This is a genomic window from Curtobacterium sp. 314Chir4.1 (assembly GCF_900215175.1).
GTDB classification, from domain to species: domain Bacteria; phylum Actinomycetota; class Actinomycetes; order Actinomycetales; family Microbacteriaceae; genus Curtobacterium; species Curtobacterium pusillum_A.
In genome coordinates, this window is record NZ_OCMI01000002.1 from 98,550 (window position 1) to 119,608 (window position 21,059).

Here is a 21,059-nt window from a genome sequence, read left to right on the forward strand (position 1 = left end):
CGGACCACCCCTCGACCGACCCCGACACGGGAGCGACACCATGACCCGGTACCTCATCACCGGCGCGGCCGGCATGCTCGGACACGACCTCCAGCAGGCACTCGCCGACCGTGACGTCACGGCTCGCTCCCGTGCCGACCTCGACATCACCGACCCGGACGCCGTCGAGGCCGCGGTCGCCGGGCACGACGTCGTGATCAACTCGGCGGCGTACACGAAGGTGGACGACGCGGAGACCCACGAGGACGACGCCCACGCCGTCAACGCGACCGGCCCGGAGCTGCTCGCAGCGGCGGCCGTCCGGCACGGCGCGAAGCTCGTGACGATCTCGACGGACTACGTCTTCGACGGCAACGGCACCGCCCCGTACGCCGAGGACGCCCCGACCGACCCGATCAACGCCTACGGCCGCACCAAGGCAGCCGGCGAGGCCCTCGTCCGGCGGATCGCCCCCGACTCGTCGTACGTCGTGCGCACCGCGTGGATCTACGGCGCGCACGGACCGAACTTCGCGGCCACGATGCTCCGGCTGGCCGCGACCCACGACACGGTGAGCGTCGTGACCGACCAGGTCGGCCAGCCGACGTGGACCGGCGACCTCGCGGCCCGCATCGTCGAGCTCCTCGACGCGGACGCCCCGGCCGGCATCTACCACGGGACGAACGCCGGGCAGGGCTCCTGGTACGACTTCACGCGGGCGATCTTCGCCGAGAACGGTCTCGACCCCGAGCGTGTCCTCCCGACCGACAGCACGGCGTTCGTCCGCCCGGCACCGCGCCCGGCCTACAGCGTGCTCGGCCACGACGCGTGGTCGCGCGCCGGCCTGGCGCCGATGCGGGACTGGCGCGAGGCACTGCACGCGGCGACGGCCGCCGGGGTCTTCGGCGCGTGACGAACCCGACCACCCTGGTCGTCGGTGCCGGCGGGTTCCTCGGCGGAGCCGTCCTGCGTTCCCTCGACGCGGGAGCGGACGCACCCGGAGCGGTCGCGGCCCGCGTTCCGTGGGACGACCAGGACGCCGCCGTGCAGGCGCTCGTCGACGCCGTCCGGTCGGTCCGCTCGGGTCCGACCCCGTGGCGGCTGCTGTGGTGTGCCGGGACGGGCGTCGTCGCCACCGGTGCGGACGTCTTCGAGCAGGAACGGCGACTCATCGGCCGGGTGCTCGACGCCACGCGCGGGGACGACTCCGCACCGGGCACCGTCTTCTTCGCGTCCTCCGCGGGCGCGGTCTACGCGGGGAGCGACGCTCCCCCGTTCGACGAGGACACCGAACCGGCACCACTCGCACCGTACGGGCACGCGAAGCTCGCCGAGGAGCAGCAGTTCCGGGACTGGGCGGAGCACACCGGCAGCCGGCTCGTGGTCGGTCGCATCTCGAACCTGTACGGCCCCGGCGCGAACCTCCGGAAGCCGCAGGGGCTCGTGTCCCAGCTCACCCTGGCCCACCTCGAGGGCCGTCCGTCGTCGATCTACGTCCCGATGTCGACCACGCGGGACTACCTCTACATCGACGACGCGGTGGCGATGGTGCTGCAGACGCTCGACCTCGTCGAGCGGCAGGGCGCCGCTGCCGACCCGGTGACCAAGATCCTCGCCTCCGGCCAACCGGCCACGATCGCGGACGTCATCGCCGCGGTCGAGGAAGCGCTCGGGGCGGACCTCGACGTCGTGCACGGCGTGGATCCCTCCGCGACGTTCCACGGCCTCGACCTCCGGATGCGCTCCGCGGTCCTCCCGGAGGTCGACGACCGGTCCTTCGTGCCGTTCCGGCAGGGGGTCGGCCGCACGGTCCAGGCGATGCGCTCGGGCCGCCCGGACGCCGCCGTCCACGGGTCGCCCGACACCCAGCAGTAGGATCGGCCCATGCGTGATCGCCCCGCGGGCCGCATCGGCTCCCTGGACGGACTCCGTGGCGTCGCCGCGGCCGTCGTCCTGGTCCACCACGCCCTGCTCGTCGTCCCGACGCTCTCGGCCGGCAACAACGGCGAGCCGATCCCCGCGAACCGCGCCTGGTTGGTCGACAGCCCGCTGCACGTGTTCTGGGCCGGTGGCGAAGCGGTCTTCGTGTTCTTCGTGCTGAGCGGTTTCGTGCTGACCCTCCCGGCGCTGCGGCGCCGACAGGACTGGGTCGCGTACTACCCGAGCCGGCTCCTGCGGCTCTACGTCCCCGTCATCGCGTCGGTCGCGCTCGCCCTCGTCTGGTTCCTCCTGGTGCCGCGGGTCCCGTCCCCGGGTGCGTCCGGGTGGCTGCTGCGACACGTCGAGCCGCTCACCGCCGGCGGCCTGGTCGGGGACCTCACGCTGCTCTCGCCGACGCGGCTCAACAGCCCGCTGTGGTCGCTGACGTGGGAGGTCGCGTTCTCGCTCCTGCTCCCCCTGTTCGTCCTCATCGCGAAGGCGACGCACCGGGTCTGGTGGGTCACGGCCCTCGCGGCGCTCCTGCTCTCCGGGCTCGGCCGGCAGTTCCACGAGGACTGGCTGATGTACCTGCCGATGTTCCTCCTCGGGTCGGCCCTCGCCGCCGGCTGGGAGCGCATCCCGGAGATCCGGCGCGGCACCGGTTGGGTCCTCGCCGTCCTGGCGGTGCTCGGCATCACGTTCGAGTGGTGGGTGCCGCGGTCGATGGTCGGCATCCACGTCCCGATCGTGGTCGTCGCCTCGGCCGGGCTCATCGTGCTCCTGTGCGGCAAGTGGCTCCCCGCCGAGCGCCTGATGCTGGGGCGCGTGCCCCGGACGCTCGGCCGGCTGTCGTTCAGCCTGTACCTGGTGCACGAGCCGATCACGGTCTCCGTCGGCCTGCTGCTGCCGACGTCCCTGCCGTGGCTCACGCCGTTCATCGCGATCCCCGTCGCGATCGTCGTGGCCGGGCTCTTCGCCCGCCTGGTCGAGCTGCCCGCGCACCGTCTCGCGAAACGCGTCGCCAAGTCGATCACCGTGCGCCGAGCGCGGGTCGGCTCGGCGAGCACGCATCCGGCGGCCGCCGCGTCGCCGCTCGCCGACGACGACCGCACCGCCGCGTGAGCGCCCGCACACGCTGACGACGGGTGCGCACGGTGCACCGTGCGCACCCGTCGCGGAGGTGCGCACTCGTCGTGGACTGCGCGCTCGCCGTGGACGGCGCACGCACGGGCCTGGAGGCGCGTGGCGGCGCCGCCACGCGCCTCCAGGCCGACTCAGCGCCGCGCAGCCGCCAGCAGCTCGCGGTAGCGGTCGCCGACGGCGTCCACCGTGTGCGCGGCCGCGGTCTGCGCAGCAGCGACGCCCAGTCGCGTCGCCAGCGCTGGGTCGGCGAGCAGGCGGTCGACGGCGGCTGCGAGGCCGTCGGCGTCCCCCGGCTCGACGAGGAGCCCGTTCACGCCGTCCTCGATGACGTCGACGATGCCGGGCACCGCCGACGCGACGATCGCACACCCGGCGGACATCGCCTCGAGCAGGGCCACCGGCAGGCCGTCCCGGTCGCCGTTGGCGGCGGGCACGGACGGGTAGAGCGCGATCGAGGCCCTCGCGTACTCGGACGCCAGGTCCTCCTTCCCGCGCGCCCCGAGGAACGTGACCACGGACCCCGCCCGCGCCTCGAGCTGCGCCCGGAGCGGACCGTCACCGACGACGGCGACCTCGGCCGGTCGCTCGGCCATCCGGTCGAGCGCGTCGAGCAGGACGATCGCGCCCTTCTTCTCGACGAGGCGTCCGACGAACAGCACCCGGCCGGGCACCCGGGTCTCGCGCTCGACGGCCCGGGTGATCGGGTCCAGGTCGACGCCCATCGGCACGACGTGCACCTGCTCGTCGCGGGCGCCGAGCTTGCCGAGTTCGCGCGCCATGTCCGTGCTCATGCAGGTCACCGACGCGGCGCTGCGGATGACGGACCGCTTGACGGCCTGGAGGAGCGGGTTGCGCAACGCGTACAGGTCGCCACCCAGCGTGGTCACGACGCGCGGCAGGTCGCCGAGGACGAGCTGGCCGACGGCGCCCTGCGGGATGATCCAGTGCAGCAGCGCGACGTCCGGCTGCGAACGACGGCGCTCACGGCGGAGCGCGGCGGCCATCGCCACGAAGAAGAACGGGACCTGCAGCCAGCGGGACTTCTTCGCCTTGAGGTTGTCCACGATCGCGCCGTCGGCCAGGTCGCGCCAGCGCGCCGGGAAGTACCCGTAGCGCCGGACCTCGACGTCCCCGATCCGCTGTTCGGCACGGGCGCCCTTGGTCATCGGCGCGACGACGACGACGCGGTACTCGTCCGACAGCGCGAGCGCGAGGTCGAGCACGAAGCCCGGGGTGCCGTCACCGGCCTCGGCCGGGAAGGTCGACGCGGCGACGAGGAGGGTCGGACGGAGATCCGGATCGGGTCGCATCCAGCGCGCTCCCTTAGAGTTGTCGGTCGATGGACGCTGAACAGCCTACGGGGTCGACCACGGGGTCCCCGGACCCGCTCGACACCTCCGCCGACGCCGTGACGGGGGCCACGCCGACGACCGGTCGGCGGGCCCGTGTGCTCACGATCGTGAAGTGGGCGGCCGCCGTCGTGGCCCTCGCGTTCCTCGTCTGGAGCATCGCGAAGCAGTGGGACGAGATCGTCCACGACTTCGCCCGTCTCGACGTGGCGACGGTCACCGTGGGCGTCGTGTTCACGATCGTCGCGCTCGTCGCCAACATGCTCTCGTGGCGCGCGATGATGGCCGCGAGCGGGTACCGCGTCCGCCTGGCCGCGGCGTCCTCGATCTTCTTCGTCGGGCAGCTCGGCAAGTACATCCCCGGCGGCGTGTGGTCGATCGCCGCCCAGGCCGAACTCGGGCGCGCGCACGGCCTGCAGCGCACCGGCAGCGCCGTCGCCGCGCTCGCCTCCATGCTCGTGAGCATGGTCACAGCCGCGATCGTCGGCATCGTCGCGGTCCTGCTGGCCTCGTCGACCGGGTTCGCGACGTTCTGGTGGCTCATCCCGGTGATCGTCGTCGGGCTCGTCTGCCTGGCCCCGCCGGTGCTCGGTCGCCTCGTCGCGATCGCGTTCCGGGTGCTCCGACGGCCTCCGCAGGACACCACCCTGTCGTGGTCGGGCACCGTGATGTCGCTCGTCTGGTCGCTCGCGATGTGGGTGGCGTACGGCGTGCAGGCGACCGTGGTCCTCCGGGCCTTCGGTGCCGACTCCCCCGCGCTCTTCCCGGTGGCCGTCGGCGCCTACGCGGTGGCGTGGCTCGTGGGGTTCGTCATCGTCATCGCGCCCGCCGGCATCGGCCCGCGTGAGGGCATCCTGGTCCTGCTCCTGGGCAGCGTCGCGGGCGGTGCGGCCCCCTTCGCGCTCGCGGTCATCAGCCGCGTCTTCATGACGATCGGGGACGTCGTCCTCGCCGGCGTCGGCGCGGTGCTCGCCGCGCGGCACCGTCGGGTGACCGCCGCTTCCGCGCCCCGGCCGGGCACCCCGGTTCCTCCCCGAGCGGACTGATATGGTCGGCATCCGACCGCGCAGTGCGCACGGCAGCACCACGAGGAGGCGCACCGCATGACAACACTCCACGTCGTCGTGGACCAGGTCGTCGCCCCGGTCCCGGGCGGCATCGGCCGGTACGCCGAGGAGCTCACCCGGCACCTCATCGAGAACGCCCCGGAGGGCTGCGACGTCGCCGGGATCGTCTCCGCCGTCGGCAGGGACGAGATCGCCCACATCCGGACGCTCCTGCCCGGCCTGGCCGACCTCGACCGGCTCGCCCTCCCCCGCCGCGAGCTCTCCCTCGCGTGGCAGGGCGGCATCGTCGGCACCGTCGGACGCGGCATGGTGCACTCCCCGAGCGTCCTCGCGCCGCTCGTCAAGCACAACCGGTTCAGCGAGCCCGGACGACAGACGGTCGTCACCGTGCACGACACCGTTCCGTGGACCCACCCCGAGACCCTGACGCCACGGGGCGTCCAGTTCCACAAGGCGATGGTCAAGCGCGCGTGGAAGCACGCCGACGCCGTGGTCGTGCCGACCCACGCCGTCGCAGGTGCCCTGAACGAGATCCACCGGTTCGACGACCGACTCCGCGTCATCGGCGGTGCACCCAGTGGTCGACTGCGCACCCCCGTCGACGCCGACCTGCGCGCCGAACGCCTCGGCCTCCCGGAGCGCTACGTGCTCGCCGTCGGCACGCTCGAGCCGCGGAAGGGCCTGCGGTACCTGATCGAGGCGCTGGCGCACCCGGACGCCCCGTCGGACATCCCGCTCGTCATCTCCGGCCCGGACGGCTGGGGCGACGTCGACGTGTACGGCACCGCGGAGCGCGCCGGGCTCTCCCGCGACCGGGTCAAGGTGCTCGGCCGCATCGACGACGCGGACCTCGCCGTGGCCTACGAGCGTGCGACGGTGTTCGTGTTCCCGAGCCTCGCCGAGGGCTTCGGCCTGCCCGTGATCGAGGCGATGAGCTTCGGCACGCCGGTCGTGCACTCCGACGACGCGGCCGTGCGCGAGGTCGCCTCCGACGCCGGGGTGACCGTGGCTCGCGACCCCCGGGACTCGTACGCCGAGCGGTTGGCGCAGGCGATCTACCAGGTCGTCAACGACCCGCTGCTCGCCGGCCAGCTCGCCGTCGCCGGGCCCGACCGGGCGCGCATGTACGACTGGACCGACTCCGCCGCCGAGACCTGGCAGCTGCACGCCGACCTCTGACCCGGCGGCACGGGCGACCCGTCAGAGCGAGTCGCGGAGGCGCTGCGCCTTCTCCTCGACGAGCTGCTCGAGCCCCTCGGCGTACTCCGCCAGGCGTGCGGCGACCGCAGGGTCGGCCGTACCGATGATGCGCGCGGCCAGGAGCCCGGCGTTCGCCGCACCGTTGATCGCCATCGTCGCGACCGGGATCCCGGCGGGCATCTGCACGATCGACAGCAGCGAGTCGAGCCCGTCGAGCCGCGCCAGCTGCACCGGCACGCCGATCACGGGCAGCGTCGTCATCGATGCCACCATGCCGGGCAGGTGCGCCGCGCCACCGGCACCGGCGATGACCACCCGGATGCCGCGGGCGGCCGCCCCACGGGCGAAGCGGGTCATCTTGTCGGGCGTGCGGTGCGCCGACACGACGTCGGCCTCGAACGCGATGCCGAGTTCGGTGAGCATGTCCGCAGCGGCCCGCATGGTCGGCCAGTCGGAGTCCGACCCCATGATGATCGAGACGAGCGGCGTTCCGGTGGCTTCGGTGTCGGTCACGCGACGAGCCTAGTCGAGCAGCGCCGACCGCCAGGCGTCGCCGTCGTCGCCGATCGTCCGCTCCTCCCGCACCCAGCGGGCCGCGACCGGGTCGGCGGCCCCGGCGTCCACCGCGGCGCGCACCGCGTCGCGCCAGGCTCCCGCGTCGTCGGGCACCGCGACGACCCCGTGGGCGCGGGCGTCCCGGTAGGAGACCCGGTCGGACACGACCGCCGGCAGGCCGAGCGCCGTGTACTCGAGCGCCTTGAGGTCGCTCTTGGCACGGTTGAACTCCTCGTCGCGCAGCGGGGCGACGCCGGCGCGCCACCGTTGCCGGTGGTCGACGAGCCACCGGGCGAACGCCGGGTAGTGCCCGTCGGGGACCTCGACCCGGCGGTACCAGGCGGAGTCGTCCGGTTCCTCGGTCACGCCGATCACCTCGAGCCGGACGGGTGCCCCGTCCCACGCGCGGAGGTCGGTGAAGACGTCACGCAGCAGCTCGAGGTCCGCACCGTGGGTGAGCGTGCCCATGTACAGGACCCGGTGCTCGTCCGCGGGCAGGTCGTCGTCGACGACGGCGTCGCCAGGGGTCCAGATCGTCGGGTCGAGCGCGTTCCGGACGACCACGACGCGGCGGGCGATCGGTCGGACGACGGCGGCGAGCTCCTCGGTGCTGACGACGACGAGGTCGGCGCCCCGGACGAGCGCGTCGATGGAGGCGAGACGGTCCGGGTCGTACTCGGCGCGGGCGAGGCGGGCGCGGCCGGAGTCGGTGAAGAAGTCGTCGTCGACCTCGGCGGCGACCCGGATGCCCCGCGCCGCGGCGGCCGCCAGGAACGGCGCCACGAGGTCCCGCGGCAGGATGTCGCGCTGCACGAGGAACACGCGGTACGGGGTCTCGTCGGCGCCGTCGACGAACGCCTGGGGATCGACCTGCCGGACCTCGGCCCGGCCGCCGCGGGCGAGGTGCTCGACGCGCCGCACGACCCGGACGTGCGCGGACGCCGGGTGGGCTCCCCCGCCGCCGGCCACCACGTAGCCGAGCACGGGCAGCGGCTCGGGCGCGGGCGCGGATCGCTCCGGGTGGGTGCCGGTCAGGGTTCGGCGGAGCCGTCTGGCGGCACGGCGGACGAGATCACGCGGCATGCGTCCATCCTCCCGCACGCCGGGCACCGGGCCGCGCGTCGGCGGGGCTCAGCGCACCGTGACGGTCGCGCAGCCGAGCGACGTGTCGCCACCGCCGCCGATGCCCACGGCGACCAGGCAGACGCTCCGACGGCCGCTCGGCACGGCGACGGTCGCCGAGAACCCGTGCGACGCGCCGACCCGGTACACGCGGTCGAGATCCGCCCGCGAGGTGTTCGCGACCGTGGTGCCGACGACCTTGCCGCCGACGGAGACCCGCATCGTCACCGACTTGCCGAGGTCGTCGCGGTCGAAGGCCCATCCGCGGACGGTGACCCGGCGCGTCGCGGTCGACGCCGCTGCGTCGCGGTGGGCGACGGGCGCCACCGACGGCGCCTTCCGCACGGGCGCGGTCGGCGCCGGTGCGGACACCGCGGCCGGCGCCGTCCCGAGCCGAGCGTTCGCGACGAGGGTCTTCGCGAACGCCGACCACCACGTGCCCGCCGCCGGTCCGCCGTTGCACGTCCCGTCGCTCGCCCCTGGGGTCTTCACCCAGAGGAGGGCGTCAAGGGCGGTGCCGTCGGAGACGATCCGGGGCGAGGTCCCGAGGCCTGCGCCCGGCCCGTTGCACCAGGTGCCGCGCCAGCCCTGTCCGTTCCGGGAGGTGTCGATGACGTAGTGCGAGCCGCCGGTCGCCGCGGACACCTTCTCGGCGTACGCCTGCTCCTGGGCGGTCGGGTAGTAGTTCGCGACGTTCGTGAAGAACCCCCGCGCCGTCCGGACGCCCGCACTGTCCAGCCGCGCGGCCATCACCGCGGGCTGGACCCAGTTCGAGTTGCCGGCGTCCAGGTACGCGGGCACCCCGGCGGCCGTGAACGCGGCGACCTCGCGGGCCAGGATCCGGTACCGCTGCTGGTCGAGCGTGGTGCTGCACGCGGCGTTGCTGAGCATCGCGAGGGAGTCCGGCTCGACGATCACCGCGGCACGGTGCCCGGCGAGCCGCGCGGCGATCTGATCGACCCACGCGTCGTACGTCGCCTCGTCGAACCCGCCCGCCGAGTACCCGCCGCAGTCCCGCTGCGGGATCGCGTAGGTCACGAAGACCGGGGTGGTCCCGGCCCGTTCGGCTCCGGCGACGGCGGCATCGATCGTCTTCGTCAGCGTCGTGCCCCGGGTCCAGTCGCCGAGCCAGGTCGCGACCGGGTACTGCGCGATGGTCCGCGCCGCTGCGGCCCCGCTCGGGTCGCTCGTCGCGAGTGCCGCCGCCGCCTTCGCGGCCTCGCTCGTGTCGGAGCGGTACGGACCGGCGCCGTAGAGGGTGGCGGCCGTCGCCGACCGGATGGTCGCAGCGGTGGTCGCCGCGGACGCGGAGGTGGGTGTCAGCGCTCCTGCGGCGAGCGCGAGGAGCGCACCGAGCGCTCCGGTCGTGCCGAACAGGGTGGTGCGGCGCATGACGAACTCCCGGGACTGGTCGGCCTCTGACCCGTCCATGGGAGCACGCCGGTCACGCCGGCGTCCACACGCCAGATCGGGTGCCACCCGACCGGGTGTCCGCCCTTCTGCGGACTGCGCGTCGAGTCCGCAGCCTCAGTCGTCGAAGTGGGCCGCGGCCGACCGCGCGCGGTAGGTGACGTCGTCGACGTCGTCACCGATCACGGTGACGTGCCCGATCTTCCGGCCGGGTCGCGGGGCCTTGCCGTAGAAGTGGTACTTCGCCTCGGGGAAGGCCTCGAGCGCTCCCGGGTACCGGGCCGCGAGGTCGCCGTCCGCCGGGCCGCCGAGCACGTTGATCATCACGGCAGACGGCGCGTGCATGCCGGTCGCGCCGAGCGGGAGGTCGAGGACGGCACGGAGGTGCTGCTCGAACTGGCTCGTCGTCGCCCCGTCGATCGACCAGTGCCCGGTGTTGTGCGGCCGCATGGCGAGCTCGTTGATGAGGATCCGCTCGTCGTCGGTCTGGAACAGCTCGACCGCGAGCACCCCGGTCACGCCGAGCTCGGTCGCGACGCGGACCGCGATGTCCTCGGCCAGGTCGGCGATCCGTCCCGCGCTGTCCCGGGCCGGGGCGAAGACCTCGGCGCAGACCCCGTCGCGCTGCACGGTCTCGACGAGCGGCCAGGCGACGACCTCGCCGGAGGGGCGCCGGGCGACGGACTGGGCGAGCTCGCGGGTGAACGGCACGAGTTCCTCGACGAGCAGTGCCTGCCCGCCACCGGCCTCGGCGACGGCGATGAACCAGTCGGAGACGTCGGCGGGGTCGGAGACCACGCGCACCCCCTTGCCGTCGTAGCCGCCGCGGGCGGTCTTCACGACGGCGCGCCCGCCGTGGTCGTCGAGGAAGGCCTGCAGTTCGTCGGGGTCCTGCACCGCCGCCCAGTCCGGCACCGGCAGCCCGAGCTCGGACAGGCGCGTGCGCATGGTGATCTTGTCCTGCGCGACGGCGAGCGCCTCCGGCCCCGGGCGCACGGCGACCCCGGCGTCGACGAGGGCGCGGAGGACGTCCTGCGGCACGTGCTCGTGGTCGAAGGTGACGACGTCGACGTCCCGCGCGAACGCCAGGACCGTCTCGACGTCGTGGTAGTCGCCCTCGGCGGTGGCCGCGATCGACGCCGACATGCCCGGTCCCTCGGCGAGCACCCGGATGTCGAGGCCGAGCTCGACCGCTGCGGGCACCATCATCCGTGCCAGCTGTCCTCCACCGATGACCCCGACGCGCAACGCCATGCTGTGTGTTCCTTCCGTCGTTCACACCGCCCGGTGAGAACGCGCTGTCTAGAATCGCTGTTCGGGTCGCCAGTGCGCGACCACCGGTCGGGCGAACGGAGCACGACCAGCGACAACTCTACGGACCATGGAGACACCGTGCGGCGACTGATTGCCCAGCTGGCTCGCTTCGGCGTCGTCGGTGCGGTCGGCTTCGTCGTCGACACGACGATCTTCAACATCCTGCGGGCGACGGTCCTGAGCCCGGACGACGTGCACTCCGGACCCTTCTGGGCGAAGGTGGTCTCGACCGTCGTCGCGATCTTCGTCAACTGGATGGGCAACCGCTACTGGACCTTCCGCGACCAGCGCCGGAGCGTCGCCACCCGCGAGGGCGTCGAGTTCGTGATCGTCTCCCTGGGCGGCATGGTCATCTCGCTCGGCTGCCTCGGGATCTCCCACTACGTGCTCGGACTCACGTCGGCGCTGGCGGACAACATCTCGGGCAACGTGATCGGGCTGGTGCTCGGCACGGCGTTCCGGTTCTGGCTGTACAAGGTGTGGGTGTACCACCCCGAGCGCGGCGGGCGGGGCGAACCGACCGAGGCGCGCGCCGACACGTCCGCCGTCCCGACGGCCCAGTAGGCTCGTCGCGCCACCGGTCGGGTGGCGCCGCCGACCCGGGAGCCCCCTCGATGCAGCACGGACCACACCCCGTCGTCTCCCGGCGCGAAGGGTGGTGGATCGCCGTCCTGACGGCCGTGTTCGGCCTGTGGCTCGTCCTCTGGGCGCTCGTCGTCCCGGCGTTCCAGGCGCCCGACGAACCGGCGCACTTCGACGCCGCCGTGCACGTCGCGACCGGTTCGGGGTGGCCGGCTCCGGGGACCCTGCACGTCTCGAACGCCGTCCTGGCGGCGCAGCAGGAACAGGCCTCGGGCGACGCCTCCACGTGGTCCACGATGAGCGAGCTGCTCGCGGCACACCCCGGCGACTCGGCGACCGTCAACCAGATGACCCAGCACCCGCCGACGGCCTACGCGGTGGACGCGCTCGTGCTCCGGGCGCTGCACTACGGCTCGTTGCGCTGGGACCACGCCCTGGTCGCCCTCCGACTCGTCGACGCGCTGCTCGTCACGCCGCTGGCGCTCCTCGCCTGGGCCGCGGTCCGCCGGGTCACCCGGTCGCCGCGTTCCGCACTGCTCGCACCGATCGCCCTGTTCGCGACACCGCAGCTCGCGTCGATCGGCGCCTCGGTGACGAACGACGCCCCGGTGCTGCTGCTCGGCGGCACGGTGGTGTGGCTCGCGGCCCGGATCCTCACCGGCGATCTCCGGACCCGGACGCTGCTGGCGCTCGGCGTCGTCACGGCGGCGCTCGTCTGGACGAAGGGCACCGGGCTCCCCGCCGTGCCGTTCACCGCGGTCGTCGCGCTCGTGGCGGGTGCCGGTGTGCTGTCCGTCGGCCGACGGGTGGTCCGGACCGTCGTGCTGCTCGGGACCACCGCCGTGCTCGGCTGCTGGTGGTGGGTGCACAACCTCGTGACGTACCACCGCCTCCAGCCGGACGGGTACGCGGCGATCCGGCCGCCCGCCGACTTCCCGCCCGGCGAGCAGCCGTCCGCCGTGCACTTCGCGGACGTCAGCTGGGGCACCATCGCCCGGACGTTCTGGGGCAGCCCCGGGCAGCGTGCGCAGGTCAGCATCGGCGACCTGCTCACCGCCGTGCTGACGATCGTGGCCATCGTCGTCGTCCTGGTGTGGGCGTTCCGTCGGCCTCGCACCGGCCCGGACACCCGCGCGGCGGCGTGGTCGCTCCTCGTGTTCCCGGCGCTGCTGCTCGCGCTGCAGACGGCGAGCAGTGCCCGCGCGTACCTCGACACCACGCAGGTCGCCGGGACGCAGGGCCGCTACCTCTTCCCGGCCCTGCTCGCGCTCGTCGTGCTGAGCGCCCTCGCCTGGCGGCGGATCCCCCGGACCGAGCGTGGTCGCGGGGCGCTCGCCACGGGTGTCGCCGTCATCGCACCCGCGATCGGGATCTACGGGCTGGCGGTCGTGTCCGCCTGGTTCTGGAACGCCGCCCGCGGGCCGCTGACGTCGACCGGCATCGCCCGGTACGAGGCATCGGGTCCGGTGCCGTTCGCGCTCGTCGCCGGCGTCGCCGTCGTCGTCGCGGTGGGTCTGACGCTGGCCGTCGTGCAGGTGGCCCGGGATCGTCTGCCTGGAGGCACGGCGCACCTCGACCGGTCGACGGACGTCTGAGGGCGGTCGCCCCGGACACGACGACGGCCGCGCCTCTCGGCGCGGCCGTCGTCGTCGGTGGGATGGCGGGTGGGGGAACGCCGGTCAGCGACCCATCCCGCGGTACGTGAACCCGGCGGCGGTCCAGGCGTCGCGGTCGAGGCAGTTGCGGCCGTCGATGACGACCGGGGTGGACACCAGCGACGCGGCGGTGCCGGCGTCGAGCGTGCGGAACTCGTCCCACTCGGTGAGGACGAGCACGAGTTCAGCGTCGCGGAGCGCGTCCGTCGAGTGCTCGACGTACTCGAGTTCCGGGTGGATGCGTCGCGCCGTGACGACGGCCTCGGGATCGTACGCGGCGACCACGGCACCGAGCTCGTGCAGTCGCGCCGCGATGTCGAGGGCCGGCGAGTCACGGACGTCGTCCGAGTTCGGCTTGAACGCGAGGCCGAGCACCGCGACCCGCCTGCCGGCGACGGCACCGCCGAGGAGCTCCTGGGCGAGGTCCACGACGTGCGCCCGACGACGGAGGTTCGTGGCGTCGACGTCCGCGAGGAACGCGAGCGACTCCCCCACACCGAGCTCGTCCGCACGCGCCTGGAACGCGCGGATGTCCTTCGGCAGGCAGCCGCCGCCGAACCCGAGCCCGGCGTTCAGGAACTTCCGGCCGATCCGAGCGTCGTGCCCGATGGCGTCGGCGAGCGCCGTCACGTCGGCGCCGGCGACCTCGGCGATCTCGGCCATCGAGTTGATGAAGGAGATCTTCGTGGCGAGGAACGCGTTGGCGCTGATCTTCACGAGCTCGGCCGTCGGCAGGTTCACGACGAGCCGCGGGGTGCCGCTGGCGAGCGCCTCGGCGTAGACCTCGTCGAGGACCTCGACCGCGCGCTGACCCGCCTCGCCGTCCGGCACGCCGTAGACGAAGCGGTCCGGCGAGATCGTGTCCTGCACGGCGAAGCCCTCGCGCAGGAACTCGGGGTTCCAGACGAGCGAGGCGCCGGGGACGGCCGCCTCGACCTCGGCCGCGAGCCGGGCGGCGGTGCCGACCGGGACGGTGGACTTGCCGACGACGAACTCGCCCGCGCCCAGGTGCGGCGTCAGCGCGGCGACGGCGGCGTCGACGTAGGTGAGGTCCGCGGCGCCGGTCGGGCCCTGCGGGGTGCCGACGGCGAGGAAGTGCACCTGGGCACCGGCGACCTCGGCCATGTCGGTGGTGAAGCGGATACGACCGGACGCGATGGCCTCGGTCAGGATCTCGGGGAGACCGGGTTCGAAGAACGGGGCCTCGCCCGCGGCGAGCCGCTCGATCTTGACCGGGTCGACGTCGACCGCGACGACGTCGTGTCCGAGCTTGGCCATGGAGGCGGCGTGCACGGCACCGAGGTAACCGCAGCCGATGACAGAGATACGCACGGCGAAGACGCTACCGGGTTCTCGTCGAACTTCCACCGAGTGCGATGGCGTCCGTGTCGAGCGCGGGTTAGTCAGGGGCGGACGTCGCCCCACTGCGGCCGTTCGGCGCTGCCGACGATCTCGTCCCAGTCCGGCTCCCGGTGCCGCCGCCGGGCCTCGTGTGCCTCGACCATGTCGTGCAGGACGGCGACGACCAGGTCGGCGTGCGGGACGTCGCCGAGTACCACGGCGGGTTCGTCCCCCGGGAAGACGAGCACGTCCCCGGAGCGGAACACCCCCTGCAGGCCGCGGCGGCGGACGGTCACGTCGTAGCCGCGCGAGTGCAGGAGCTCCCGGCGGGTGCGCGTCCCGAGGCCGTGCACGACGACGAGCCGCCGGGTGGTGACGACGTAGCGCTCGGACATCCAGCGGAACAGCGGCACGGCACCGCCGAGGAACACGAGGACGACCACGAGCCCGGCGACGACGGCGTTCAGCCACGCGAGCTGGGCCTGGAACACGCCGAACCCGAACCCGCCCGCGAGGGTCACGAGCACGACGAACACCGCCGGGCGCACGAGCCGGCGCGCGTGCGGTCGCAGGCGCGCGACGACGCGTTCGGGCGGTGGCTCGTCGGTCATGGCGTCATGCATACCGCAGGTGGGTGATGTCCCCCACTGCGACGCCCCTGGTGACGCCCTGTCGATCCCGGATCGTGATGCGGCCGTCGTCGTCGATGCCGGTCGCCTCGGCCTCGTCGACCGTGCCGTCCGGCAGCTCGAGGCGGACGTGCTGGCCGATCGTGCCGCAGGCCGACCGGACCCGGGACCGGACCGTCTCGGCGGCCGCACCGCCCGTGACCAGGCGGGCCACTGCCTCCAGGACGGCCCGGTGGAAGGCGGACAGCACCTCGTCGGCGAGCTCGGCGGCGTCACCGTGCGCGCCGGCGACCGCCAGCGACGTCGACGTCGGCGTCGGGAGCCGGTCCGCGGGGATCGTGAGGTTCACGCCGGCGCCGACGACGACGCTGCCGTCGGCGGCGACCTGGCAGAGGATCCCGCAGACCTTCCGTCCACCGATCTGGACGTCGTTCGGCCACTTCACCAGCACGGCCCGGTCGTCCGGTACCGGGCCGTCGCTGCAGACGGTCGGCCCGCGGAACGCGAGCACCCGTCCGATCGCGTCCCGCATCGCGCTTCCGGCGACGAGGGGCAACCAGCCGCGGTCGCGCTCGCCGAGGTCCGCGCGGACCAGCACGCTGGCGGCCAGGGTCTCGCCCGCCGGCGCAGACCACGTGCGGTCGAGCCGGCCGCGCCCCGCGGTCTGGTGCAGGGTCGCGAGCACGCTGCCGTGCGGCTGGTCGACAGCGGCCGCGAGCAGGTCGGCGTTCGTCGACCCGGTCGTCTCCGGCGCGGTGAACACGGCACCCGCGGACTCGACGGCTGCGCGACTGCGCGGGAACGGCAGAGACGACGACGGGGACGCGGGTGTGGACATGCACGCAAATGTACGGGCAGGAACCGTGGGGGTCCTCCAACCGACCGCGTGGTCGCCGCCGGTAGGGTGAGCGGGTGACTTCAGGAGACACCCCCGATCTCTCGACGACGGCCGGCCGGCTGGCAGACCTCCGCGAGCGGTACCACGAAGCAGTGACCGCCGCGGGCGAGGCCGCGATCGCGAAGCAGCACGCCAAGGGCAAGACCACGGCGCGCGAACGCATCGAGCAGCTGCTGGACGAGAACTCCTTCGTGGAGCTCGACGAGTTCGTCCGACACCGCACGCACGCCTTCGGCATGGAGTCGAAGCGGCCGTACGGCGACGCGGTCGTCACCGGCTTCGGCACCATCCACGGCCGGAACGTCGCCGTGTACGCCCAGGACTTCACCGTCTTCGGCGGCTCGCTGGGCGAGGTCGCCGGCGAGAAGATCATCAAGGTGATGGAGCACGCCCTCAAGACCGGCGTGCCGATCATCGGCATCCTCGACTCCGGCGGCGCCCGCATCCAGGAAGGCGTCGTCGCCCTCGGCAAGTACGGCGAGATCTTCCGCCTGAACACCCAGGCGTCCGGCGTCATCCCGCAGATCTCGATCGTGATGGGCCCGGCGGCCGGCGGGGCGGTCTACTCCCCCGCGCTCACCGACTTCGTGATCATGGTCGACAAGACCAGCCACATGTTCGTCACCGGGCCCGACGTCATCAAGACGGTCACGGGCGAGGACGTCGGCTTCGAGGAGCTCGGCGGCGCCCAGACGCACAACGCGGTCTCGGGCGTCGCGCACTACCTCGCCGAGGACGAGTCCGACGCGCTCGACTACGCCCGGTCGCTGATCGGCTTCCTGCCGGACAACAACCTGTCCGACGCCCCCGCGTACGACGTCGCCCCCGAGCTCGAGACCACCGACGCCGACCACGAGCTCGACGTCGTCATCCCGGACTCCACGAACCAGCCGTACGACGTGACGACGATCATCGAGCACATCGTCGACGACGGCGAGTTCCTCGAGGTCCAGCCGCTCTTCGCCCCGAACATCCTCATCGGCTTCGGCCGGGTCGAGGGCCGCACGGTCGGCATCATCGCCAACCAGCCGCAGGCCATGGCCGGAACCCTGAACATCGACGCCGGCGAGAAGGCCGCCCGCTTCGTGCGGTTCTGCGACGCGTTCGGCATCCCGATCCTCACCCTCGTGGACGTCCCGGGCTACCTGCCCGGCACCGACCAGGAGTGGACCGGTGTCATCCGCCGCGGCGCGAAGCTCCTGTACGCCTACGCCGAGGCCACCGTGCCGCTCGTCACGGTCATCACGCGCAAGGCGTACGGCGGCGCCTACATCGTCATGGGGTCGAAGCAGCTCGGCGCCGACATCAACCTGGCGTGGCCGACCGCCGAGATCGCGGTCATGGGTGGCCAGGGTGCCGTGAACATCCTGTACCGCGCCGAGATCAAGCGTGCCGAGGAGTCCGGCGAGGACGTCGCCGCCGTCCGTGCGAAGCTCGCGAACGAGTACACGTACAACGTGGCGTCGCCGTACCTGGCGGCCGAGCGCGGTGAGCTCGACGGCATCATCCAGCCGCACGCCACGCGCGTCTCGGTCGTCAAGGCGCTCCGGGCACTCCGGGGAAAGCGCGCGACCCTGCCGCCCAAGAAGCACGGGAACATCCCGCTCTGATGGGTCGCCACGCAGCAGTCGTCCCACCCGTGCCCGTCGACGCCGCACTCTCGGCCGCGGCCGACGTGCGGGTGGTGTCCGGCGACCCCTCCCCGGAGGAACTCGCCGCCGTCATCGCCGTCCTGCAGCGACAGGCGGACGAGGCCGCAGCGAACGGCCGCCCAGAGGTCACCGCGTCACCGCGCTCCGGCTGGGAGGCCTCCGCGCGGGGCCTCCGCCGTCCGCTCGAGCACGGCGTCGGCGTCTGGCCTCGCTCGCTCCGCTGAACCGCGGGGCTTGCGGAACCGGCAGGCAACGGACGACCATGTACCCCTGGGGTCCGAGCACGAGGTCACGTTGCAGCGTGCACTTCCCGGTCGGTCTCCCCTCACTCGGGGGACACGGTGGGTCGACGGCGTCGGAAAACGCAGGAATTGTCCCCCATAATGACGACTGACACGGCGCTTGGCGGGGGGCATAGTAGTTCGTGTTCGGTGTCCTTCATGGAAGAACATCGCAGGCGGTGGCCGACTAGGGTACGAAGCCACCACCAGCTACGAGTCAGGGCGATATTCGGGTTGTCGCTCAGACTCGGGTCGTGAACGGGCCGGTCGGTTACCGACCGGCCCGTTCCCCGTTTCCGAGCGGGCCCACGTCGGCCGGCGCGCCGCTCCGACACCGCACGCGTCGATCGACACGCAGGTCGTCGCACGATGCGCGCGCACCCTGTGCGGCCGCTTGCTTCGACACCGCACCGCGGGAACGACGCGTGTCCTGTCGCAGGACGGGTAGACCAGGCGGACGGGAGGCACGGTGCGAGCCCGCCACGCGCCTCCAGGCCGCCATCACGCGCCGCCACCGCGGAAGCGACACGATCCCGCGGGATCCGCGCGTACGACTGTCGCCTTCGCGGGACGGACGCGCTACGCGGCCACGTGCCGCGGGATCTCCAGCCACAGGACGACGGAGTCGTCCTCGTCGCCGTCCTCGTCGTCCATGCCCGCGCCGAGCGCCGCGGACTCGCTCGCTGCGAGGTCCAGCCGCAGTCCGACGATCGTCACGGCGGAGTCGGAGCCCTCGGAGACGGTGCGGACGATGACGTTGTCGGCCTCGCGGGCCTGGCGCAGTGCCTCGGCGATCCGGGCGTGCACCCGACGCAGGTCCTCGATGTCGAGGTCGTCGAGGCCGCCGTCGTCGTGCAACTGCACGGTCGCACCCCGCCGGCGCAGGCGCATGACCTCGTCGCGGACGTCGTCGGAGAGCAGGGACCGGCCGCGGATCTCGTCACGGATCGCCTGCTCGAGGTGCAGGCACTCGGCCCGCTCGGCGGCATCGAGGTCTCCCCCGGTGTCGATGATCCGCTGGAGCATCGGCAGCGCCATCCGCGTCGTCTGGCTCAGGCGGAACTGCCGCTCGAACACGTGCGCGTCCTGCGCCGCCTGCCAGTCGACGGTCTCCTGCTCCGCACGGACGAAGTCGCGGGTGACCCGGGTGGCCCGGTTCATGGCCGCGGCGAACCCGGTGGCGATCGCGACCCACGACACGCTGCCGAGCACGCCGAGGGAGCCGAGGGCCCCGAGGCCGGCCCACGCGACGGTGTGCACGGCCAGGAAGCCCACGCCGATCCACGCGAACGGAGCACGGCCACGGACCACGAGCACGACCATGAGCGTGCCCACTGCGGCGATCCACCAGGTCGTGTAGTTCGGGCCGGACCGCAGCTCGACCACGGGCGAGGCGACGAGCGGCATGACGATGGCGGTCCCGAGTGAGAAGCACGTCGCCCAGACCGGCAGGGTGCGTCCCGGCAGGAACACCGCCAGGCCCGTCGCCGCCGCGTAGAGGACCATGCAGGCGATGACCGGTCCGACGTCGAGCACCCGGGGCAGCGTCGTCGCGGCGAGCAGCAGGTGGTAGACGGAGAACAGCGCGGCGAGGCCGATGGCGACGCCGGCCGGGATCGACACCTTCATCGCCGGGCCTCCTGGTGCGGCGCCCACCCGAGCAGCACGCGCGTGCCGGAGCCGGGAGCGGTGAGGATCTCGGCGGTGCCGTCGACCGCCACGACCCGCTCGACGATGGACCGACGGACGCCGAGCCGCTCCGCGGGGATCGCCTCGATGTCGAACCCCGCACCGTCGTCACCGACCTCGACGTGCACGCCCGCGCCACGCTGTTCGACACGGACCCACCGGTCGACCGATGCCCCGCCGGCGTGCTGCACGCTGTTCACGGCCGCCTGCAGGGCCGCAGAGGCCAGGGCGTCGGCCACGGTCGCGGGAACCCGGGTGCTGCCGAGCTGGCCGGGCTGGACGCGGACCGGAGCGGCCAGCGCACCGACCGAGTCCGTGATCCGTGCGTGCAGGTCGACGAGCGACACCGGCGGGGCCTCGCCGGGGCCGTCCGAGGCGGCGGCCTCGAGGTGGTCGATCGCGTTCCGGGCCATCCGCGCTGCGAGCATCTCCGCGTCGGCGGTCTCGGCCCGCGCCGCCGACAGCAGCGTCGTGAGGACGCTGTCGTGCACGATCGCGTCGACCTGCACTCGTTCGACCTCGGTGGCGTGCTCCCGGATCGCGTGCGAGTAGCGCCGGACCGCCGTGGCCTGTGCCGCGTCGACCGCGGTGGCCGCCCGCCGGAGCACGACGGCGATGACGAGGACGGCACCGCTGAGGATCGCCGTGTAGACACCGTCGAGGAGCGCCCGCACGCCCGCGTCGCCGCCGACGGGGGTGAGTCGGATGACCACGTACACGGCGGGGACGAGGGCGGTGTACACCGTCGCGCGCCACGGTGCGAAGCCCATCGCGGCAGCCGTCGACCCGACCGTGCAGAGCCACCACGGCCACGGCACCTGGTCCGTGGGGATGGGTTCGCGGACGGTCAGCGGCCAGGTCACCAGTGCGACGAGGAACAGCAGCGCACAGACGATCTGCGCGACCTGTGCGAGCCGCCGGGCGAACACGGACGCCCCGACGAACAGGAACGATGCCGCGAGCCCGCAGACCACCACCGGCCCCCACACGGGGTCGAGGTAGGGCAGCTGGTCGAGCACGGCGGGCACGGTGGTGGCACCGAAGCCGAGCGCGGCCACGGCGATGAGGATCGCGAAGGCGCGTTCGACCGACGCCTGGGTGATGGTCGCGCGGACGCTGCGCGCTGGATCGGCGCCGAACGGGCTCTGTCCACCGGCCGGAGCGGTCCCCGGGACGCGCGGTGCGTCGGCCGGGCGGCTCGGACCACCGGCCCGACCCGGACCGGCAGCCCGTGCCGAGCCGCCCGCCGGCACCGCGTCAGCCGCAGCCATCC

General features: G+C 73.3%; 19 protein-coding genes. 9 read left to right on the top strand and 10 right to left on the bottom strand.

All coding sequences use genetic code 11. The features are described from left to right. The first annotated feature begins 40 nt into the window (after positions 1–40). Genes rfbD through CRP27_RS05410 form a run of 3 tightly spaced genes read left to right on the top strand, consistent with a single transcriptional unit; the run spans position 41 to position 3,021 of the window. The gene (gene rfbD, locus CRP27_RS05400) at positions 41–892 is read left to right on the top strand and encodes a dTDP-4-dehydrorhamnose reductase (RefSeq protein ID WP_097179735.1); all 852 of its coding nucleotides are present in this window, start codon (positions 41–43) and stop codon (positions 890–892) included. Further along, on the top strand, positions 889–1,854 hold the full coding sequence (locus tag CRP27_RS05405; RefSeq protein ID WP_176505475.1) for an NAD(P)-dependent oxidoreductase: 966 nt from the start codon (positions 889–891) through the stop codon (positions 1,852–1,854). The genes rfbD and CRP27_RS05405 overlap by 4 nt, the downstream gene beginning before the upstream one ends. Positions 1,855–1,863: 9 nt before the next feature. Further along, complete coding sequence (locus CRP27_RS05410; RefSeq protein ID WP_097179737.1) at positions 1,864–3,021, top strand: acyltransferase; 1,158 nt, start codon at positions 1,864–1,866, stop codon at positions 3,019–3,021. A 152-nt stretch (positions 3,022–3,173) separates the two neighbouring features. On the opposite strand, the gene CRP27_RS05415 is transcribed toward CRP27_RS05410, so the two are convergent. After that, positions 3,174–4,352 (bottom strand): glycosyltransferase family 4 protein, encoded by a 1,179-nt coding sequence (locus CRP27_RS05415; RefSeq protein WP_097179738.1) that lies wholly within the window; start codon positions 4,350–4,352, stop codon positions 3,174–3,176. 29 nt (positions 4,353–4,381) lie between these two features. Here CRP27_RS05415 and CRP27_RS05420 point away from each other — a divergent pair, with 29 nt between their 5' ends. Both CRP27_RS05420 and CRP27_RS05425 read left to right on the top strand, forming a co-directional pair. After that, positions 4,382–5,437 carry a YbhN family protein gene (locus CRP27_RS05420; RefSeq protein ID WP_097179739.1) on the top strand — a complete coding sequence of 352 codons (1,056 nt, stop codon included), beginning with the start codon at positions 4,382–4,384 and terminating at the stop codon, positions 5,435–5,437. 57 nt (positions 5,438–5,494) lie between these two features. Further along, positions 5,495–6,637: a glycosyltransferase family 1 protein gene (locus CRP27_RS05425; RefSeq protein WP_097179740.1), complete on the top strand. Its 1,143-nt coding sequence runs from the start codon at positions 5,495–5,497 to the stop codon at positions 6,635–6,637. A 21-nt stretch (positions 6,638–6,658) separates the two neighbouring features. Here CRP27_RS05425 and purE read toward each other — a convergent pair whose 3' ends face one another. The 4 genes from purE to CRP27_RS05445 all read right to left on the bottom strand — a co-directional run bounded on the left by purE (position 6,659) and on the right by CRP27_RS05445 (position 10,999). Further along, positions 6,659–7,171: a 5-(carboxyamino)imidazole ribonucleotide mutase gene (gene purE, locus CRP27_RS05430; RefSeq protein WP_255257452.1), complete on the bottom strand. Its 513-nt coding sequence runs from the start codon at positions 7,169–7,171 to the stop codon at positions 6,659–6,661. 9 nt (positions 7,172–7,180) lie between these two features. Further along, the gene (locus CRP27_RS05435) at positions 7,181–8,296 is read right to left on the bottom strand and encodes a glycosyltransferase (protein WP_097179741.1); all 1,116 of its coding nucleotides are present in this window, start codon (positions 8,294–8,296) and stop codon (positions 7,181–7,183) included. 48 nt (positions 8,297–8,344) lie between these two features. Beyond that, entirely contained in the window at positions 8,345–9,766 is a 1,422-nt protein-coding gene (locus CRP27_RS05440; RefSeq protein WP_097179742.1) for a glycoside hydrolase family 6 protein, read from the bottom strand. A 96-nt stretch (positions 9,767–9,862) separates the two neighbouring features. After that, positions 9,863–10,999, bottom strand: a complete 1,137-nt coding sequence (locus tag CRP27_RS05445) for a 5-(carboxyamino)imidazole ribonucleotide synthase (RefSeq protein ID WP_097179743.1) — start codon at positions 10,997–10,999, stop codon at positions 9,863–9,865. Between the two features lie 138 nt (positions 11,000–11,137). Between CRP27_RS05445 and CRP27_RS05450 the strand changes: the two genes are divergently transcribed. After that, complete coding sequence (locus tag CRP27_RS05450; protein WP_097179744.1) at positions 11,138–11,623, top strand: GtrA family protein; 486 nt, start codon at positions 11,138–11,140, stop codon at positions 11,621–11,623. A 50-nt stretch (positions 11,624–11,673) separates the two neighbouring features. Then, positions 11,674–13,236 (top strand): DUF2142 domain-containing protein, encoded by a 1,563-nt coding sequence (locus CRP27_RS05455; RefSeq protein WP_097179745.1) that lies wholly within the window; start codon positions 11,674–11,676, stop codon positions 13,234–13,236. An 84-nt stretch (positions 13,237–13,320) separates the two neighbouring features. Here CRP27_RS05455 and CRP27_RS05460 read toward each other — a convergent pair whose 3' ends face one another. The 3 genes from CRP27_RS05460 to CRP27_RS05470 form a co-directional block, all read right to left on the bottom strand. Continuing rightward, the gene (locus CRP27_RS05460) at positions 13,321–14,628 is read right to left on the bottom strand and encodes a UDP-glucose/GDP-mannose dehydrogenase family protein (RefSeq protein ID WP_097179746.1); all 1,308 of its coding nucleotides are present in this window, start codon (positions 14,626–14,628) and stop codon (positions 13,321–13,323) included. 71 nt (positions 14,629–14,699) lie between these two features. Further along, positions 14,700–15,248 (bottom strand): PH domain-containing protein, encoded by a 549-nt coding sequence (locus CRP27_RS05465; RefSeq protein ID WP_097179747.1) that lies wholly within the window; start codon positions 15,246–15,248, stop codon positions 14,700–14,702. A gap of 4 nt (positions 15,249–15,252) precedes the next feature. Continuing rightward, the gene (locus CRP27_RS05470) at positions 15,253–16,104 is read right to left on the bottom strand and encodes a biotin--[acetyl-CoA-carboxylase] ligase (RefSeq protein ID WP_097179748.1); all 852 of its coding nucleotides are present in this window, start codon (positions 16,102–16,104) and stop codon (positions 15,253–15,255) included. 74 nt (positions 16,105–16,178) lie between these two features. Between CRP27_RS05470 and CRP27_RS05475 the strand changes: the two genes are divergently transcribed. Both CRP27_RS05475 and CRP27_RS05480 read left to right on the top strand, forming a co-directional pair. Continuing rightward, positions 16,179–17,774: an acyl-CoA carboxylase subunit beta gene (locus CRP27_RS05475; protein WP_097179749.1), complete on the top strand. Its 1,596-nt coding sequence runs from the start codon at positions 16,179–16,181 to the stop codon at positions 17,772–17,774. 29 nt (positions 17,775–17,803) lie between these two features. After that, positions 17,804–18,040 carry an acyl-CoA carboxylase subunit epsilon gene (locus CRP27_RS05480; RefSeq protein ID WP_255257453.1) on the top strand — a complete coding sequence of 79 codons (237 nt, stop codon included), beginning with the start codon at positions 17,804–17,806 and terminating at the stop codon, positions 18,038–18,040. A 636-nt stretch (positions 18,041–18,676) separates the two neighbouring features. Here CRP27_RS05480 and CRP27_RS05485 read toward each other — a convergent pair. Together CRP27_RS05485 and CRP27_RS05490 are read right to left on the bottom strand one after the other, a co-directional pair. After that, positions 18,677–19,726 (bottom strand): hypothetical protein, encoded by a 1,050-nt coding sequence (locus tag CRP27_RS05485; protein ID WP_097179751.1) that lies wholly within the window; start codon positions 19,724–19,726, stop codon positions 18,677–18,679. Further along, the gene (locus CRP27_RS05490; RefSeq protein WP_097179752.1) at positions 19,723–21,057 is read right to left on the bottom strand and encodes a sensor histidine kinase; all 1,335 of its coding nucleotides are present in this window, start codon (positions 21,055–21,057) and stop codon (positions 19,723–19,725) included. The genes CRP27_RS05485 and CRP27_RS05490 overlap by 4 nt, the downstream gene beginning before the upstream one ends. Positions 21,058–21,059 lie beyond the last annotated feature (2 nt).

What these genes read in the sequence shown, in the direction of transcription:
- CRP27_RS05445 (WP_097179743.1), bottom strand. Translation starts at nt 10,999, where the DNA reads ATGGCGTTGCGCGTCGGGGTCATCGGTGGAGGACAGCTGGCACGGATG.
- CRP27_RS05410 (WP_097179737.1), top strand. Translation starts at nt 1,864, where the DNA reads ATGCGTGATCGCCCCGCGGGCCGCATCGGCTCCCTGGACGGACTCCGT.
- CRP27_RS05415 (WP_097179738.1), bottom strand. Translation starts at nt 4,352, where the DNA reads ATGCGACCCGATCCGGATCTCCGTCCGACCCTCCTCGTCGCCGCGTCG.
- CRP27_RS05440 (WP_097179742.1), bottom strand. Translation starts at nt 9,766, where the DNA reads ATGGACGGGTCAGAGGCCGACCAGTCCCGGGAGTTCGTCATGCGCCGC.
- CRP27_RS05420 (WP_097179739.1), top strand. Translation starts at nt 4,382, where the DNA reads ATGGACGCTGAACAGCCTACGGGGTCGACCACGGGGTCCCCGGACCCG.
- CRP27_RS05425 (WP_097179740.1), top strand. Translation starts at nt 5,495, where the DNA reads ATGACAACACTCCACGTCGTCGTGGACCAGGTCGTCGCCCCGGTCCCG.
- CRP27_RS05465 (WP_097179747.1), bottom strand. Translation starts at nt 15,248, where the DNA reads ATGACCGACGAGCCACCGCCCGAACGCGTCGTCGCGCGCCTGCGACCG.
- CRP27_RS05435 (WP_097179741.1), bottom strand. Translation starts at nt 8,296, where the DNA reads ATGCCGCGTGATCTCGTCCGCCGTGCCGCCAGACGGCTCCGCCGAACC.
- rfbD (WP_097179735.1), top strand. Translation starts at nt 41, where the DNA reads ATGACCCGGTACCTCATCACCGGCGCGGCCGGCATGCTCGGACACGAC.
- CRP27_RS05490 (WP_097179752.1), bottom strand. Translation starts at nt 21,057, where the DNA reads ATGGCTGCGGCTGACGCGGTGCCGGCGGGCGGCTCGGCACGGGCTGCC.
- CRP27_RS05470 (WP_097179748.1), bottom strand. Translation starts at nt 16,104, where the DNA reads ATGTCCACACCCGCGTCCCCGTCGTCGTCTCTGCCGTTCCCGCGCAGT.
- CRP27_RS05485 (WP_097179751.1), bottom strand. Translation starts at nt 19,726, where the DNA reads ATGAAGGTGTCGATCCCGGCCGGCGTCGCCATCGGCCTCGCCGCGCTG.
- CRP27_RS05455 (WP_097179745.1), top strand. Translation starts at nt 11,674, where the DNA reads ATGCAGCACGGACCACACCCCGTCGTCTCCCGGCGCGAAGGGTGGTGG.